A 16,393-nucleotide genomic window follows, 5' to 3' on the forward strand; every position below is an offset into this window, starting at 1 on the left:
AAACCGAAGTTCTATATTAATTAAACACCAGAAAAACCGCTCGATTTTGTTTGATAATTTAAATCTGGAAAACCTGCTCATTTACCTCAACAACCCCTGGATACTGCTGCTGTCTGTGGGTCTGGCTATTTTTTTGCTCATTCTGGTTTTCAGACTGTTTCGACTTATTTTTCGTGAACTATTGATCCTCCGGGTAAAACACGATCTCAAACGTTATTTTTCTTCCGCTACCATACGCAATGCCTGGAAAAATCACATTCCTCCAAAGATTACAACCGGCAATTCTCCGGCATTTGAGATGATTCCCTGGTTTGTGAAAAACACCCTGACCAAAAAGAATTTTGAATACAGCCATTATCTGCTCCTTGGAGATTCTGGTATAGGAAAAACTACCGCACTGATCCGTCTGTATGCAGCCTATCGTTATACTTTCGATAGTCGTGACTTCTCTGTGTTGCTGATTTCTCTCTCGGACCCTTCCGCTACTTTTATTCTTCAGGGATATAAAAATAAGGAAAAAACAGTATTGCTGCTGGATGGATTGGAAGACAATATGCGGGCCTCCCATGATTATAAAGCCGGACTGGACAATATATTAACGGAGACAGCTGGTTTTGCCAAGGTGGTGATTTCTGTACAGCGAAATTTCCTGCCAGAGGGTGTACGGGGTGGAGCAGATAAAGAATCTGTAAAATATACGGGCGAATCGTGTTATCAGCTGTTTGGCCGAGTTGAAATTCAGCCGCCTGTGGCAAGGGATATGGACCGGTTGGTTTCACGTCAGCTGGCTGGATTGTCAGGGGAGGAAAAGCAAAGACTTCGGGAGGAAATAATCATGAATCCGGCGTTGTACAGGCGTCCGGGATGGGCAAAATGGTCTCACGCCCTTGCGCTTAGCGGCCAGCAGGCGCAATACCCATTTGAAATTTACAAAATCGCGGCCCATTACCTGTTGGGAAATATTCCCGGGGAGGAGGGACTTAAGGAAAAAATATTTGCCTTTGCTTCCGACCTCGCGGCCAATATCTGGAAAGGTGCGGATGAAAACCGAAGGTGGGCCATGCCACGCACGGAAGCTGAAAAACTTGCAGGTGAACTGGGGGTAAACCTCAGCGATCTTGACCATACTTTTCTCGAAATCTTCCCGGAAGGTTATGTGCGGTTTACCCACAAAGGGTTTCTGGGGTTATTTGTTGCCTGGAAGGCCTTCTATGAAGAATGGACTCCCGGTGATACGCGGTTTGCCGCATTGCCGGAAGCCGCAGAGTTTTTCCATCAGATGTGCTGGCAAAAGGCATTGGCCGCAGATCGTTCGCTGGAAGGGTATGCGCGTCTGAATCAGTCTTCCGACAGGCGCGAACTTACCAGTCTTTCTTTCACCGATATACGCAACATTTCAAGACTTTATCTTAGGGGAGACCGGCTGTCTGACGTGCGGTTTCTGCGGGGAATCACAGCATTGAAGGGCTTGTATCTGGATGAAGGTGTGCCGATGCGCGCCAATATTGTCAGCCAGTTGCCCAACGAGTCCGTACTGGTTTATCTGCGTCAGACGGGAAATATTGCCGGAATTTATGACCTGGCTCATGGAAACCTCAAACCATTTCTCCTGCATACCCGCTTTTCACCTTTGATGAGCGTGATTCCTGAGATTCCCGAAAAGGCAATCAAAGCACGGAAAAATATACTCGATGTTTTCTCAACCCGCCTTCGCCGGCTACCCAATGAATCGTGTCGTCCGCATCCATTGCCGGAAGGAGACACCGGAGAAGCAACGGATTTGTTTCGGCTGCATCTGGGCGTGGGCGAAATGGATTTATTTAATCTGGTGGAAATATTCGTGATGGAAGATGGGAGCCGGAATATCGTATTCTCCAATACCTATCTTCCCACCCTGATCAACGAGCAGGCAGAGATCGTTACAAACCGGCTGGTGGAAGTATATGGCGAAGATGACCGGAATATTTCAGCATTCGGTACTGATGACCTGGCACAAATCGAAGATGGTTATTGGCTGGGAAGACGATGGTTTTGGAAAAATTCTGAGAATTATCCTTATCCCATTCATTTGTATATGGAGGTACCCGGAAAAATCCAGCTGGAAGTTTTTGGTGTCCTGCCAGAACCCATTACCGATCCGGAAGTAAAAACTACGCAAGAGACCTCCGATCAAAAAAACCTCCTCACATAAAACATGCGAATATGCGTAATTGTGTTGCATTTGCAGGGATAATGATATTGTTTTTCGGCTGGCTTGTGAGTTGCGGCCAACCGGCAGAAGAAGAAAATAAAGTAGTCGTTACTGATACAATCCTCCCCAATCCTCAAACGCTGGTTATGGCATCTATTCCCGATACGGTAGAAACCTATTACTTACTTGGCAAATTTGACCCGGCCAAAGACACCGCCTTTGCGCAGATCGCAGACATTCACGCCAAAGGTTCTGCGCGCGGAGCCTATTTGCACAAGGAGAGTTATGCGGCATTTGTCAGGATGTATGACGCTGCCAAGGCAGATGGAATCACCCTGACCATTCTTTCTGCTACACGCAATTTCAACCGGCAGAAGGAAATTTGGGAGGGGAAATGGAAAGGATCGATAAAGGTCGGGGGAAAAGATTTGTCGGTAACCGTTCCTGAGCCTGGCGAAAGGGCTCAAACCATTTTGTTGTATAGTTCCATGCCCGGCACATCGCGCCATCACTGGGGTACAGATATGGACATCAATGCGTTGGACAATCACTATTTTGATACGGGCAAAGGAAAAGCAGAATACGATTGGCTTCAGGCAAATGCCTATAAGTTTGGGTTTTGTCAGCCTTATACAGCCAAGGGCGAGGAAAGGCCCACCGGGTATGAAGAAGAGCGGTGGCATTGGTCCTATATGCCGCTGGCCCAAAAATACCTGGCAGCCTACGGCAGACAGGTAAGCCCCGATATGATCGGCGGATTTGCGGGAGCTGAAACAGCAACACAACTCGATGTGATCAAAAATTATGTCATGGGTGTCAATAAAGCCTGTAAATAGGTCTGCCGGGATATGGATCGGTGTATGAAAGGATTCGGTACACAGCAGATCAGGAGAATCATGAAAAGGTTTGATGGAAAACTGAAAAAAATGATTATCTTAATATCTGCAAGATCGAACAAAGAAACACTTTGACGCCTTTCACCTAACCGCGGAAATATGAATTTCGAAGAAATCAACTATCCGGCAGTTATTGCGGCAGCTGTTGCCAGCTTTGCACTTGGCGCACTTTGGTATAGCCCGATACTTTTTGGAAAAGCATGGCAAAAGTCGCTGGGATTTACCGATGAGTACCTTCAGGAAGGGAATATGCTGAAGATATTTGGAACCAGCTTTTTGATGATGCTGATCATGGCATTTGGAATGGCTACCCTCATCCAGGGCCACGGTGACAACAGTATCAACTGGCAGTCAGGCCTTTGGCACGGACTATTGGTCGGCTTATTGTTTATCGGTACATCCATGGCAATCAATATTTTATACCAACGCAAATCGCTGATGCTTTGGGCCATTGATGCGTTTTATCAGATTATTTTTCTGGGAATCATGGGTGCTATTCTCGGAGCCTGGCATTAATCTTCATCGAATGAAAAAATCTTCTTCCCGCCGCCGGTTTTTGAAAAAATCTGCGCTGGGCCTGGGACTCGTTACAACTGCGTCCCCTCTCCTCGCGGATTCAAAACCGGAAACCAATGCTCTCCGGTTACCCAGAGAAGTATGGATCGGGACGGTTTCCCTCGAAGGCATAAGGGCTGCAAACCCTGCTGACATGGTGGAAAAAATTCTTTCCGTCATGGAAAAGATGGCCGCAATGAATCCAGACATTATCTGTCTGCCAGAGTCTTTTGCCTTTTCAAATCTGGAAGAGTCTGTTGACTGGAAAACAGCCGCAGCCGAAATTCCCGGCCCGGTTGTGTCGGCTATAGCACCTTTTGCCCGAAAACATAATTGTTATGTCATTTGCCCTACGCTGATTAAAAAAGCCGGAGATATGTACATAGCCGCCGTGCTGATTGACCGCAAAGGGGAGGTGGTGGGAAAATATCTCAAGATGCATCCCGCGCAGAACGAAATCGAATCTGGCATTCGGCCGGGGCCAATGACTCCGCCGGTTTTTGAAACAGACTTTGGCAAAATCGGTATCCAGATTTGTTTTGACCTCAAATGGGAGGAAGGCTGGCACGCACTCAAAGCGGCAGGCGCCGAAATCATCTTCTGGCCTTCGGCTTACGGAGGAGGCAGGGAGATCAGCAGCCGGGCGTGGCGGCATCAGGTATATTTGGTTTCCAGCACGGCAAAAGGCGCGACCAAAATCTTTGATATGACCGGCGAAGAAATTGCCCGTACAGGTCGCTGGCAACAAGACTGGATTTGCGCTCCGGTCAATCTGGAAAAAACCTTTTTGCCTGCCTGGCCTTCATTTGTGCATTTCCCCGCAATCATGCAAAAATATGGGCAGAAGGTTCGCCTAACCACTTTTGAAGAGGAAGAATGGACCATTATCGAAAGCCTCGACCCGGAGGTTAAGGTCGCGGATATACTCAAAGAATTTAACCTTCCGACTCAACACGAAACCATCCGCCAGGTGACAGTTCTTCAGGAGCAAAAGAGATAACCGGAATATAGGGCAGATCTACTCAGGCATTGGCCGCTTCCCATGGTCCGGTGATGGCAAAAGTCAAACCCGGGCCCTGCATATTGATAAAAAGGGTTTTGCCGCTGGGGGAAAAACAAACGCCGGTGAACTCCGATTTGGGATAACCTTTGTTTGTGCCCAAATGATAAAACTCGCCTTTCAAAGTCAGTCCGACAATATTAGGATCAGACTTATCTTCACACATTACAATATCTCCCCAGGGAGCCATGGTAATATTGTCGCAGGAACTGCAAACATCGGAGTTGTTGGGTTCTGCAAATAGCTGAAGTTTTCCAGGTGCTTCATTTTCCCGCTCGGTACCTTCAAACTCGCTGGGGATATAACGGAAAATCTGTCCCTGTTTTTTACGGCCCCCATTGGTGCAGGCGAAATACACTTCTTCATTTCCAAACCACATCCCTTCTCCACGAGCAAAAAGTGCCGCTCCGGCTTTGTGGCCGCGAATCCGGAGATCATTTGCCGGAGAATCTACATCATCAATATCGAGCCATTCCGTTTCAAACCAGACACCCTGTTCAACCTTAAATTCTGGTCCGCCTGGCCAGTTACGGGTATCTAAAGAGGGGTATTCGCGCACTTTCAGTACCTGAAGTTTGCCTCCCTCGGCGAGTTGGCCGGGGACGTTGGGAATAAACCGGTAAATCAGACTGTCTCCCTGGTCTTCGGTTTGATAGACAATACCACTTCTGTGATCGACGCAGATGGCCTCATGCGAAAACCGGCCCATAGCCTTGAGCGGAATGGGCGCAGCGAGTGAAGGCGTATCGGTAACCGGAACTTCAAAATTATATCCGTGGTTTTTTTCGTTGCTATATTCTCCGGCCATGGATTCTGTCTCTTCACAGGTGATCCAGGTTCCCCAGGGCGTAGGACCACCGGCGCAGTTGCGGATGGTACCTACCAGGCTCAGAAATTCCGTTTCAACGGTTTGAGTTTCTTCGTTGAAGATGACCGTAGTTGTACCGCCAATGGCAGGCATTTTCCCGTTTCCGTAGTCAAAAAAATGTTCTTTGGGAAACTGGCTGAGGTGTTCATTGTCTTTGCCAAAGGGGCTGTCGTGATATTCATTGGGGTTTAATTCGTGGTTGCGTACGATCGCAACTTTGCCGTCAGGGCGGGCGAAGGTCGCCATACCGTCAGCCGCGCCGGGTGTCAGCAGGCCGTCAGCCATAGGCTGATGTTTTTTGGAAATAATCTTATAGGAAAATCCGGCAGGGAGGTCGAGGATTTTGTTGGGATCAGGGATAAGAGGGCCAAAACCTTTGGCCATGGGCACCTTGGCACCTGATTCTGCTACATTGCAGGCAAATTGAAAAAGCCCGCTAAAACCGAGGCTGGCAAGGGCTGAGAGGCGGATAAATTCCCGGCGGGATGAATGGTTCATAGCAATTGGAGATAAGTATTCGATCGTATCCTGCAAATATAACTACTCTATTTTATTGGATTGTTAGAATTATATAAAAGATGGGTCCGGTTGCCGGAAAGATCAAACTTTCAATGAATAATCACCCGGAAGCTCTTGGGGTAATGCCTGATTTGTAATTTGTCATTCCTTGTTTGTAATTTGCTGCCCATTATCCAATAGTATGATTCTTCTTACCGGCGCTACAGGTTTTTTAGGCAAATATCTCGCAGATGAATTTCTGGCGGCTGGTCATGAACTGCGCGTTCTGGTGCGAAATCCTGATTCACGACAACTTCCCTGGGGAAGTCTGGTAGAGGTCTTTGAAGGGGATGTTATGGATGTGCTTTCACTGGAAAGGGCGATGGACGGGGTAGAGTATGTGGTTCACGCGGCAGCAATGGTGAGTTTCTGGCGAAAACAGCGACAAGCGTTGATGCGGATTAATGTAGAAGGCACCGCCAATGTCGTGAATATGTGTCTGGATGCCGGGGTACAAAAACTGGTACATGTAAGTTCGATCGGAGCATTGGGCCGTACCAACGATGGTTCTGCCATCACTGAAAATACGATCTGGAAGCCTGAGCATGCCAAATCCGGCTATGCCTTATCCAAATACCGGGCAGAAATGGAGGTGTATCGCGGGATCGTTGAGGGGCTCAACGCAGCAATGGTCAATCCGGGAGTAATTCTCGGTGCGGGGGACTGGACGCAGGGGCCGCCCAAGATGTTTTCGGTTGTAAACAAAGGCCTTCGTTTTTATCCCAATGGCACAACGGGCATTGTCTCCGCCGCGGATGTGGCGCGAGCAACACGACTGGTAATGGAAAAAGAAGTTCCGGCTGGAGAGCGTTATATTCTGGTTGCAGAAAATCTGGCTTTCCGGGAACTGTTTGAAAAAATCGCCAGAAATCTAGGCAAAACACCTCCACGCTGGAATCTGCCCAACTGGCTTTCACTGAGTGTCGGGAGAGTATCAGAGGTGATTTCCCGAATCACCGGAACCCCGCCGATTGTGTCGCTGGAAAGCATGCGCAGCAGTACTAATGCCCGCACTTTCGACGGAAGCAAAATCCAAACCCTTGGATTTACCTATACCCCTGTGGAGGAATCTATTGCAGAAATAGCAAAGCAGTTTCTGGGAAGGAAGTAGGGCGCAAACCAAAATGTTGCATTTGGGGTCGCATTGGCTGTTAGCTATTAGCTATTAGCTATTAGCTGTTGGCTGTTGGCGTTTTTACGCTGTAACGCGCTACCCGGTTTCTCCAACGGAGAAACATTGGTTTCCCTCATGAGGAGCTGGCAGATAACACCGATATTTTGATTTGCGCCCCTCTTATGGAATCCCACCCATATTTCACTCTATAGGAGAAAGATTCACTTATTTAACGCTCTCCTATGAAATCGCTTCTCCTGTTTTTGCTGAGTTGTGTTGTTTTTTCCACAACTGCATTCTCCCAGTCTTTGCTTGTTTCGGGTACCGTTTACTCTTCGGAAGATATGTCTCCCCTGATCGGTGTGGCCGTGGTGATTAAGGGTACTGCCCGTGGTGTACTTACTGATATGGATGGGAAGTTCACTATATCCTGTGGGCTTAATGATGTGCTGGAAGTATCTTACATGGGCTTTGTTCGTCAGGAAATCCCGGTAAATGGACGGACGGAAATAAATATTCACTTGGTGCCCGATCATGCTTTATTAGAGGAGGTCGTTGTCGCAGGTGCCGAGAAAGAAAACAGGAGGCGGGAAGAAATGTCCAAAGTGCAAATCAACCATTTGATGTTGTCTGAAAAACAAAATGCTGCTGCTGCTTTTTCACCCAAACCCGTTGCCCCGCAATCTTATCACGATGAATGGGGCGGTGAGGCAGGAGACGCTGACGATTTCAACCGCGAAGGGTATGACCGTATATATGAAAATCCTTTCCGGCAGGTGAGTAATGATCCACTTTCAACCTTTTCCATTGATGTGGACCGCGCATCCTACGCCAATGTGCGCCGGTTTATTCAGGATGGAACACTCCCTCCGCCCGATGCTGTCAGGATTGAAGAGATGATCAATTATTTTGACTACCAGTATCCGCAGCCGGAAGGTGAGCACCCATTTGCCGTGCAGACTACACTCACGAGTTGCCCGTGGAGCAAAGACCATCATCTGGTACATATCGGGCTGAAAGGTCGCGAGATTCCCGCCAGTCAGATTCCGCCAGCCAACCTGGTATTTTTACTGGATGTGTCGGGGTCGATGAATAATTATGACAAACTGCCCCTGCTGAAAGAAGCCATGTCTATGCTTGTTGATCAGTTGCGCAGGGAAGACCGGGTGGCAATCGTCGTTTATGCAGGTGCTGCAGGGCTGGTCTTGCCTTCCACACCCGGCACACAAAAATCAGCCATCAAAGCTGCGCTGGGGAAACTTTCGGCTGGCGGTTCTACCGCAGGCGGAGAAGGAATCGAACTGGCTTATAAAATCGCACGGGAGCAGTTTCTGCCAGAGGGCAACAACCGGGTGATTTTGGCTACAGACGGAGATTTTAATGTAGGTGTCAGCGATGATGGCGCGTTGACCCGCCTGATAGAGAAAGAGCGCGATTCGGGTGTTTTTCTTACGGTTTTGGGATTTGGTACAGGCAATTATCAGGATGCCAAAATGGAAAAGCTTGCCGATCATGGCAATGGAAACTACGCCTATATCGATCAGATACTGGAAGCCGAAAAGGTATTGGTAAGAGAAATGAGCGGCACACTGTATACCATAGCGAAAGACGTGAAACTTCAGATTGAGTTTAACCCCGCCAAAGTGCAGGCATACCGGCTGGTCGGGTACGAAAACCGGATGCTCAACACCGAAGATTTTAAAGATGATAAAAAAGATGCCGGTGAAATGGGTGCCGGGCATACAGTTACCGCAATTTACGAGGTGATTCCTGTCGGCGTGAAATCATCCTTTATTAAGGAAATTGACCCCCTGAAATACCAGTCATCTTCTGCAGTTGTGGCCTCATCCGCTGAATGGCTGACTGTCAAAATACGCTATAAAAACCCCGGGGAAAGTATCAGCATTTACCTCGACCAGCCACTTAAGGGGAAAGTACGGGACTGGGAAAATGCACCGGAAGATGTGCAATTTTCCCTGGCTGTAGCAGAGTGGGGGTTATTGCTGCGCAATTCGGAGTTTAAGCAGGAGGCATCCTATAAGGCCCTGACCGCACGTGCACAGGCCGCGAAGGGCGCAGATATCAATGGCGACAGAGCTGAATTTATCAGACTGGTGAAGACTGCGGCGCTGATGGGGGGGAGGTAATTGTCGATTATTGGTTAATCAGTTTTTTCAGTCCCAAAATTAAATGTTGGAAACTGGGAGACTGATTGTTGTTGATATTCATGTACCTGGGGATTTCTCGCGATGCATGCGACTTACTGAAGTTTTTAGTGATTCCTTCAAGTTCCTTTGAACCAAACACTATATCAGGATTGCGGTATTTAGCTTTTTTCTCAAATTTGGCAGCTTTAATTTCAGGATAAACTGCCTCAATAGCCTGGAAATCACCGAGATACCAGTTTTCCAGCTCTCTGCAGGCAATTCTTATAACAACAGGGATGTCTGAATTGCACAGAGCCTGAAGGTCTTTTTTTAGAATTAGGCAGTCGTTTGAATCCTGATCGTGTACAATGAGAACTTTTACAGGATAAGGATACCGGGGATAAGCCTTCATTTTGATAGGAATAGATTTTTTTAGATGACTTTTTCCTTCATGTGGCCGAATGAAACAATTTACATCCAACTGGTAGTCTTCTGGCAAAATTTTTGGCAGGATTTCCCGGAGAAAAATTTCCATAGACGACTCTTCAGTCAAAATTTCCAGCACCTGTGAATTCATGTTTACCGGGGATTACTTCCTTTAAAATAGTTCTCTTTCCACAAGTAACCCAGTTTGTCTCCTGCTTCATATAGGGCCACAATCTCGGGATAGTCGGATGCTCTTAATATTCCGGAATACCCATTTTCTTTGACAAGCCAGTAAGTTTCCTCTGGTTTGGCACTATTTAAGAGGTCTGGTGAATGAGAGGAAACCAAAACCTGCCCACCTTTTTTTGCATATTGCCGGAACTCATCCAATAATTCAGGAAGAAGACTTGGATATAATTGATTTTCAGGTTCTTCTATGCATAGCAATGGGTGTGGGTTAGGGTCATTTAACAAGATCAGATAGGCAAACATTTTAATGGTTCCATCTGACACATAGTTTGCAATAAATGGATCTTTAAATGACCCATCCTGGAAGCGAAGGACTATCCTCCCATCAACTGTAGATTCTGCCGTTACATCTTTTACACCAGGCACACGGTGTTTCATTTTCTCCAAAATATCTTTAAATAGATCTGGGTGATTCTCGAAAATATATTGAGCAACTAATGGCAGATTTTCTCCGGTAGGGGATAGATGCTCTGCATAGCTTGCTTCTCTGCTGGGGCGGGCTTCTGAAATATGAAAATCAGATACATGCCAGTTCTCAATAAAATTTCTGAAAGCATTTGCCGCCTTAAACCTTTCAAATTGCCCCAACCCTTTTATCGCCAGGATATCAGGAGACCCCAATTTCTGTTCCTCTCTGTCAAGCTCTTCATCCGGTTTGTCAAAGTCTTCTTCATTGGTAATTGCGTATCCACTTCCCCTTGAAAAATCGAGAAAATGATAAGGAGATCCATAGGCACCTCTTTTGTATCTTAATATTTCCCGCTCAATAATAGGCCTTCCTTTTTCTTCGCCAATTTCTAACCGATAAGTAACAAGACGGTTTTTACCAGCTATTGAAAGCCTGAATTGAAGCTCTATTTCAATCCAACCCTGCTGCCCTCGTGTAATCACTTCTTTAAATCCCCCCCGTTTTAGTAAAGCCTGCCGGATATTATTTTTTAAAGAATCACTCAGGAAACCAAATGCATCGAACAGGGTCGTCTTCCCCACACCATTTGCTCCTACAAAAATGGCGAGTTCTGACAGATTATTTATTTCGAGATTTTGAAACGCTTTAAAGTTTTTGAGTTTTATACTTTCGATTTTCATAAGCTATCTACGTTTCACCACTTTTCATTTACACGTTCGAATTTTATTCCAATATAGATATTTCTTCCGAATACGGCAGATCATTTAGATGTTTTGCTGTATTTACTGTAAGCCAGGAACCCTACTACTAAGAGAATATGTATGATTGCACCAGACAGGCCATACTTCCATAACAGAGGACTGACTGCCTCCGGCTCCGGTCGGGCATAATCTACCACGTAGATTTTTTCTACCGGCCAGGTTTCCCGAAACACCTCCTTCCGGAGGGAGTCGGTCATACCGATGATGCTGTTGGCAATTTCGGCTGAATAGCCGGGATCGCCACTGGTGACCGATATTTCGATCGATAAAAGTGCTGTGCGAAAAACGGCGATATCAACCGCGGAGATATCGCCAAACTTTTTTTTCAACCCGTCTCTTACCCTTTCCGAGCGGAGCAACTGTACCATACGGTCGGAATATAACTCAATCCCCAGCCGGGAATTATGTACCAGGGTAACCGTATCCCGAAAAGGCGCAGGGTAAATGATTCCTTTGGCGGTGTAACGCAAAGGCGTAACCACGGCAAAGGCCAGGCCTAAAAGCAGGCCGGCTGTGCAGGTGATAGCAAGTAGTTTCCACCTGCTTAGAAAAAAAGCATACAGATCCCGCAGGTCTTCGGTTTCTTCTGCAAATGTCTCCATTCAGATTGCTTTTCCAGATTCAGAGCCCAAAAGATAATCACCCCGGCGGAATAATTCCTATATTTGTCTCACCAAAACTATGAGAATATCAAAAACCACACAGGACAAACTCCAGGCCCTGCTCAAAGACCAGGGGTATATTGTGCGCTATGAACGCGGCAATTTTCAGGGAGGGTATTGTATAGTCATGGATCAGAAGACGATTATCGTCAACAAATTTCACCCGCTGGAGAGCAAAATAGGTACATTACAGGAGATCATCCGCCAGATAGATGTGGACGAATCGCTTTTTTCGGATGACCAGAAAAAGCTGTTTAAACAAGTGCTGGCTGGGATAGAAGAATAAATGGTTATGAAATTTACCTTTCTTGGTACAGGCACATCTCAGGGGGTTCCGGTTATTGGCTGCAAGTGCGTAGTTTGTCAATCTGACAACCCGCATGACAACCGGCTACGGTCTTCGGGGCTTCTTTCGTCAGAGACCACGACACTGGTCTTTGATACGGGGCCGGATTTTAGAGAACAGATGCTCCGGGCAAAGGTTGACCGGCTGGATGCGGTGGTATTCACGCATGCTCACCGCGACCACGTCGCCGGGCTGGATGATGTGCGGTCCTACAATTTTCTTCAGAATATGGACATGCCGGTATATGCTGATGCTGGGACGATCGGACATTTGAAGCGGGAATTTTATTATATTTTTGAAAACAGTACCTATCCCGGAGTGCCGAGGTTGATCATGAATCAAGTGGAGACAAAGCCATTTATGGTGGGGGATATTCCTCTGACACCTATTCCTGTCAAACACGGGAAAATGGATGTGCTGGGTTTTCGTACGGGGCCATTTGCCTATATTACTGACGCCAGTTTTATTCCCGAAACGTCGATGGCCCTGCTCGAAGGAGTAGAGTATTTAGTGTTAAATGCCTTGCGGATAGAACCCCATCATTCACATTTTCACCTCGCAGGCGCGCTGGAAATAGTAAAAAAATTGGCGCCAAAGCGGTCATATTTTATTCATGTAAGTCATCTGATGGGAGTAGAAAAAGATATCATTTCCTTAATGCCGGAAGGCGTGGAACTCGCGTATGACGGGCAGGTCATCAGCTGGTAACGGGAAATTTTCACAATTTATTAATCATATGGCAGGAGAACAATCCCTTTGAAAACCCTATATTTGTCCTAAAATTACCAAAACCTAAAACCCATGACCAAAAAAAGTACTTTTCTTTTCGTGTTGGGGTTGGTTTTTGGAGCCTACACTTCATTCGGCCAGTGTTCGGATATCTTTTTCTCCGAATACATCGAAGGCAGTGGAAACAATAAGGCTCTGGAAATTTACAACCCTTCTGATACTGCCGTTAATCTCGCCAATTATGAAATATACCGTTTCAATAATGGCGCAGTTGTTCTCTCCGATTCGCTGACGATCCCGCACATGCTTGCCCCAGGCGAAGTGTATGTCATTGGTAATGCCAGCGCAGATCCGTTGATTCTTGCGCAGAGTGACACAACTCATTCAATGACTTTTTACAATGGCGATGATGTTGTAATGATCGTCAATCATACAACCGGTGACACCGTGGATGTGATCGGCCAACTCGGCGTGGATCCTGGCACCAACTGGCCCGTAGGTACAGGTGCAACGAGTGAATTTACGCTCGTGCGGATGATGTCGGTCAACGAAGGTACCAAAGACTGGAATGTTGGTGCTACCCAGTGGGATGTGTTTCCACAAAATACTTTTGATTCCCTGGGCGCTCATACCATGACTCCTTGTTCTTCTGTTACCCCCGGAAGTGGTTGTACCACCGATATCTTCTTCTCGGAGTATATTGAAGGAAGCGGAAACAATAAAGCCGTGGAAATTTATAATCCATCTGACACGGTCGTAAACCTCGGCGTTTACAAGTTTTACCGGTTTAATAATGGATCGGTTATCGCATCTGACTCCCTGTTTATTAATCATACTCTCGCTCCCGGCGAAGTCTATGTAGTTGGAAATGCCAGCGGGGATCCCCTGATCCTGGCACAAAGTGATACCACACATTCGCTTACCTTCTACAATGGAGACGATGTGTTGTTGATCCTCAATACGGTTACCGGTGATACCACCGATGTGATCGGTCAACTGGGGGTTGATCCTGGCACCAACTGGCCGGTAGGTACAGGCGCAACGAGTGAGTATACGCTCGTTCGTATGGCTTCCATCAACGCCGGTATCAATGACTGGACGATTGGCGCTACGCAGTGGGAGGTATTTCCGCAGAACTATTTTGATTCTCTGGGAGCACATACCATGACTCCCTGTTCTTCGGTCAACCCTGGCAATGACAGCACAGGTTGTACTACTGATATTTTCTTCTCCGAGTATATCGAAGGAAGCAGCAACAATAAGGCGGTAGAAATCTTCAACCCATCTGATTCCGTTGTTGACCTTACCAACTATACGATTTATCGTTATGGAAATGGTTCTCCTACTCCTACCGATACATTTGAACTTTCAGGTACACTGGCTCCGGGTGCAGTTCATATTTCTGCCAATAATGCGGCAGACCCGGCGATTCTTGCCGTTGCCGACGATTCGATCGGCTTCCCTGGTGTGATCACTTTCAACGGAGATGATGCCATGGCCATTCTCAATGAGTCGACAGGTCTTTTGATCGATGTTATTGGTGAAATTGGAAATGACCCGGGCACCAACTGGCCTGTAGGCGCAGGTGCCACCAGCGAATTTACTCTCGTGCGTATGCCTTCTATCCATGAAGGAACCACCGACTGGGCGATTGGTGCTACGCAGTGGCTGGTATTCCCACAGAATACTTTCGACAGCCTCGGTTCTCACTATATGATCCCATGTAATGCGCCGGTTCCCGATTCACCTTCTGTATCTTTTGCCCCAACTGCTGCCAATGTAAGCGAAGGTGCAGGTACTGCGGCATTTGACGTAGTGATTGCCAACGGTGGCGCTGATACGGTAGCGGTTCAGGTTGTTTTTGATGCCATTGCTTCAACGGCTACCCTGGGAGTTGACTTCACATGGAGCGATACTACGATCGTTTTCCCTGCCAATGCAACCAGCCCGATATCACTGAGTGTAGCACTGATTGATGATGCTGATGTAGAATCAGATGAAACCATTGTTGTAAACCTGATCAACCCAACCAATGGTTCGTTGATCGGTGCAGGTACCTTTACGCTCACGATCAATGACAATGACTATATCGAATATCCGATCGGCCTTGTTACAGCTGATGCTGATGGCGACGGACAGACCGACTCCCTTGGTGTAAAATGCCAGGTTCGCGGAATTGTCCACGGTATTGACCTTCAGGGTGGTACAATTCCCTCCGTTCTGTTCACCATGATTGATTCTACCGGTGGTATTGCGGTCTTCAGTGGAAATAACTTTGGTTATGTCGTTACTGAAGGTGATGAGGTCATTGTCCAGGGCGTAGTTGGTTCATTCAACGGACTGGCAGAATTTACCCCTCCCGATAATATCATCCTCGTTTCTCAGGGCAATCCTACCGTTACACCCATGGTCGTAACAACCCTGGATGAAATCTCCGAAAACGAACTTGTTACGATAGAATGTTTAACCATGGTTGATCCTTCGCAGTGGCCTTCGACAGTTGGTGGCAGCGTCAATATCAATATGACCAATGGGGTAGATACATTTGTGGTTCGCATCGACAGCGACGTGGATATCAATGGTTCACCTGCACCTGTCGGCAAATGGCTGTCAGTAACCGGTCTGGGCGGTCAGTTTGACCCCTCTTATCCTTACAATGATGGCTATCAGCTTCTCCCGAGATACATTGCTGATATCGTAGAAAATCCGGACCCTGTAGTTGGTTTTGATGAGTCCGCCATTTCTGTAGACGAATCAGCAGGTAATGTAAATATTTCCCTTTCCCAGGCTGATGGAAACCCTGATACGACAGAAATAACAGTTGCGGTAGCTGCCAGCTCAACAGCGACAGAAGGAACCGACTTTACCCTTTCCGGTACTTCCGTCTCACTGACCGGTTGTGGTGCAGATACAGCTGCTCTGGTAGTAACAATTGTGGATGATACCGATGTGGAGGGAACAGAAACGATTGTTCTGACCATCACTACGGTTACCAACAATGCGATGGTTTCTACCGACACCGTTGTGATCACAATTTCTGAAACAGACGGGATCGCAGACCTGCTGCCTTCCGGAGCGATTCGTTTGTTCCCCAACCCATCCAAAGATGTAATTTTCTGGAATTCAGATTACCGGATTGAAAATATGGTCATCACTAACCTGCTCGGTCAGGAAGTGGTGAACAAAGTAAATCCAGCAGTAACGGGTTCTATGGAAATTTCTAATTTGCCTGAGGGTGTTTATATCATTCGTATGCAGACCACTAAAGGGTTGTGGATGCAGAAGTGGATGAAAAAATAATCAGATAATAATCTATCCGGCTTAACAACCGGGATGATAAAGGTGAGGAAACTGACCTTTGTCATCCCGGTTTATTTTTTTATTGAGTTATTTTATTTTTTCGGGCAACCATTTCCGGAAAT

13 protein-coding genes are annotated in these 16,393 nt (G+C 46.9%); 9 read left to right on the forward strand and 4 right to left on the reverse strand.

Going from position 1 to position 16,393, the window contains the following annotated elements:
- Positions 1-46: 46 nt before the first annotated feature.
- From R3D00_14290 to R3D00_14305, 4 genes are all read left to right on the forward strand, one after another.
- Positions 47-2,191, forward strand: a complete 2,145-nt coding sequence (locus R3D00_14290; protein ID MEZ4774350.1) for a hypothetical protein — start codon at positions 47-49, stop codon at positions 2,189-2,191.
- An 11-nt stretch (positions 2,192-2,202) separates the two neighbouring features.
- On the forward strand, positions 2,203-3,027 hold the full coding sequence (locus tag R3D00_14295; GenBank protein ID MEZ4774351.1) for a M15 family metallopeptidase: 825 nt from the start codon (positions 2,203-2,205) through the stop codon (positions 3,025-3,027).
- 159 nt (positions 3,028-3,186) lie between these two features.
- Complete coding sequence (locus tag R3D00_14300; protein MEZ4774352.1) at positions 3,187-3,603, forward strand: DUF1761 domain-containing protein; 417 nt, start codon at positions 3,187-3,189, stop codon at positions 3,601-3,603.
- A 10-nt stretch (positions 3,604-3,613) separates the two neighbouring features.
- The gene (locus tag R3D00_14305) at positions 3,614-4,642 is read left to right on the forward strand and encodes a carbon-nitrogen hydrolase family protein (protein MEZ4774353.1); all 1,029 of its coding nucleotides are present in this window, start codon (positions 3,614-3,616) and stop codon (positions 4,640-4,642) included.
- 22 nt (positions 4,643-4,664) lie between these two features.
- Here R3D00_14305 and R3D00_14310 read toward each other — a convergent pair whose 3' ends face one another.
- Positions 4,665-6,068, reverse strand: coding sequence for a DUF839 domain-containing protein (locus R3D00_14310; protein ID MEZ4774354.1), 1,404 nt, complete (start codon positions 6,066-6,068; stop codon positions 4,665-4,667).
- Between the two features lie 202 nt (positions 6,069-6,270).
- On the opposite strand from R3D00_14310, the gene R3D00_14315 reads away from it, so the two are divergent.
- A complete protein-coding gene (locus R3D00_14315; GenBank protein MEZ4774355.1) occupies positions 6,271-7,239 on the forward strand; it encodes an NAD-dependent epimerase/dehydratase family protein in 969 nt (322 codons plus the stop codon).
- Positions 7,240-7,484: 245 nt separating this feature from the next.
- Positions 7,485-9,389, forward strand: coding sequence for a von Willebrand factor type A domain-containing protein (locus tag R3D00_14320; protein MEZ4774356.1), 1,905 nt, complete (start codon positions 7,485-7,487; stop codon positions 9,387-9,389).
- A gap of 7 nt (positions 9,390-9,396) precedes the next feature.
- Here R3D00_14320 and R3D00_14325 read toward each other — a convergent pair whose 3' ends face one another.
- The 3 genes from R3D00_14325 to R3D00_14335 form a co-directional block, all read right to left on the reverse strand.
- Positions 9,397-9,924: a DUF4276 family protein gene (locus R3D00_14325; GenBank protein MEZ4774357.1), complete on the reverse strand. Its 528-nt coding sequence runs from the start codon at positions 9,922-9,924 to the stop codon at positions 9,397-9,399.
- 44 nt (positions 9,925-9,968) lie between these two features.
- Entirely contained in the window at positions 9,969-11,153 is a 1,185-nt protein-coding gene (locus R3D00_14330) for an AAA family ATPase (GenBank protein MEZ4774358.1), read from the reverse strand.
- 80 nt (positions 11,154-11,233) lie between these two features.
- Positions 11,234-11,836, reverse strand: a complete 603-nt coding sequence (locus tag R3D00_14335; protein MEZ4774359.1) for a hypothetical protein — start codon at positions 11,834-11,836, stop codon at positions 11,234-11,236.
- A 79-nt stretch (positions 11,837-11,915) separates the two neighbouring features.
- On the opposite strand from R3D00_14335, the gene R3D00_14340 reads away from it, so the two are divergent.
- The 3 genes from R3D00_14340 (at position 11,916) to R3D00_14350 (ending at position 16,271) form a co-directional block, all read left to right on the forward strand.
- Entirely contained in the window at positions 11,916-12,182 is a 267-nt protein-coding gene (locus tag R3D00_14340) for a hypothetical protein (protein ID MEZ4774360.1), read from the forward strand.
- Positions 12,183-12,188: 6 nt separating this feature from the next.
- Positions 12,189-12,950 carry an MBL fold metallo-hydrolase gene (locus tag R3D00_14345; GenBank protein ID MEZ4774361.1) on the forward strand — a complete coding sequence of 254 codons (762 nt, stop codon included), beginning with the start codon at positions 12,189-12,191 and terminating at the stop codon, positions 12,948-12,950.
- A gap of 93 nt (positions 12,951-13,043) precedes the next feature.
- Complete coding sequence (locus R3D00_14350; GenBank protein MEZ4774362.1) at positions 13,044-16,271, forward strand: lamin tail domain-containing protein; 3,228 nt, start codon at positions 13,044-13,046, stop codon at positions 16,269-16,271.
- Positions 16,272-16,393 lie beyond the last annotated feature (122 nt).

Source organism: Bacteroidia bacterium (assembly GCA_041391665.1).
GTDB lineage: Bacteria > Bacteroidota > Bacteroidia > J057 > J057 > JAGQVA01.

Coding starts and splice junctions, on each gene's coding strand:
- R3D00_14350 (MEZ4774362.1), top strand. CDS start 13,044: ATGACCAAAAAAAGTACTTTTCTTTTCGTGTTGGGGTTGGTTTTTGGA.
- R3D00_14295 (MEZ4774351.1), top strand. CDS start 2,203: ATGCGTAATTGTGTTGCATTTGCAGGGATAATGATATTGTTTTTCGGC.
- R3D00_14340 (MEZ4774360.1), top strand. CDS start 11,916: ATGAGAATATCAAAAACCACACAGGACAAACTCCAGGCCCTGCTCAAA.
- R3D00_14300 (MEZ4774352.1), top strand. CDS start 3,187: ATGAATTTCGAAGAAATCAACTATCCGGCAGTTATTGCGGCAGCTGTT.
- R3D00_14325 (MEZ4774357.1), bottom strand. CDS start 9,924: ATGGAAATTTTTCTCCGGGAAATCCTGCCAAAAATTTTGCCAGAAGAC.
- R3D00_14320 (MEZ4774356.1), top strand. CDS start 7,485: ATGAAATCGCTTCTCCTGTTTTTGCTGAGTTGTGTTGTTTTTTCCACA.
- R3D00_14345 (MEZ4774361.1), top strand. CDS start 12,189: ATGAAATTTACCTTTCTTGGTACAGGCACATCTCAGGGGGTTCCGGTT.
- R3D00_14310 (MEZ4774354.1), bottom strand. CDS start 6,068: ATGAACCATTCATCCCGCCGGGAATTTATCCGCCTCTCAGCCCTTGCC.
- R3D00_14305 (MEZ4774353.1), top strand. CDS start 3,614: ATGAAAAAATCTTCTTCCCGCCGCCGGTTTTTGAAAAAATCTGCGCTG.
- R3D00_14330 (MEZ4774358.1), bottom strand. CDS start 11,153: ATGAAAATCGAAAGTATAAAACTCAAAAACTTTAAAGCGTTTCAAAAT.
- R3D00_14315 (MEZ4774355.1), top strand. CDS start 6,271: ATGATTCTTCTTACCGGCGCTACAGGTTTTTTAGGCAAATATCTCGCA.
- R3D00_14335 (MEZ4774359.1), bottom strand. CDS start 11,836: ATGGAGACATTTGCAGAAGAAACCGAAGACCTGCGGGATCTGTATGCT.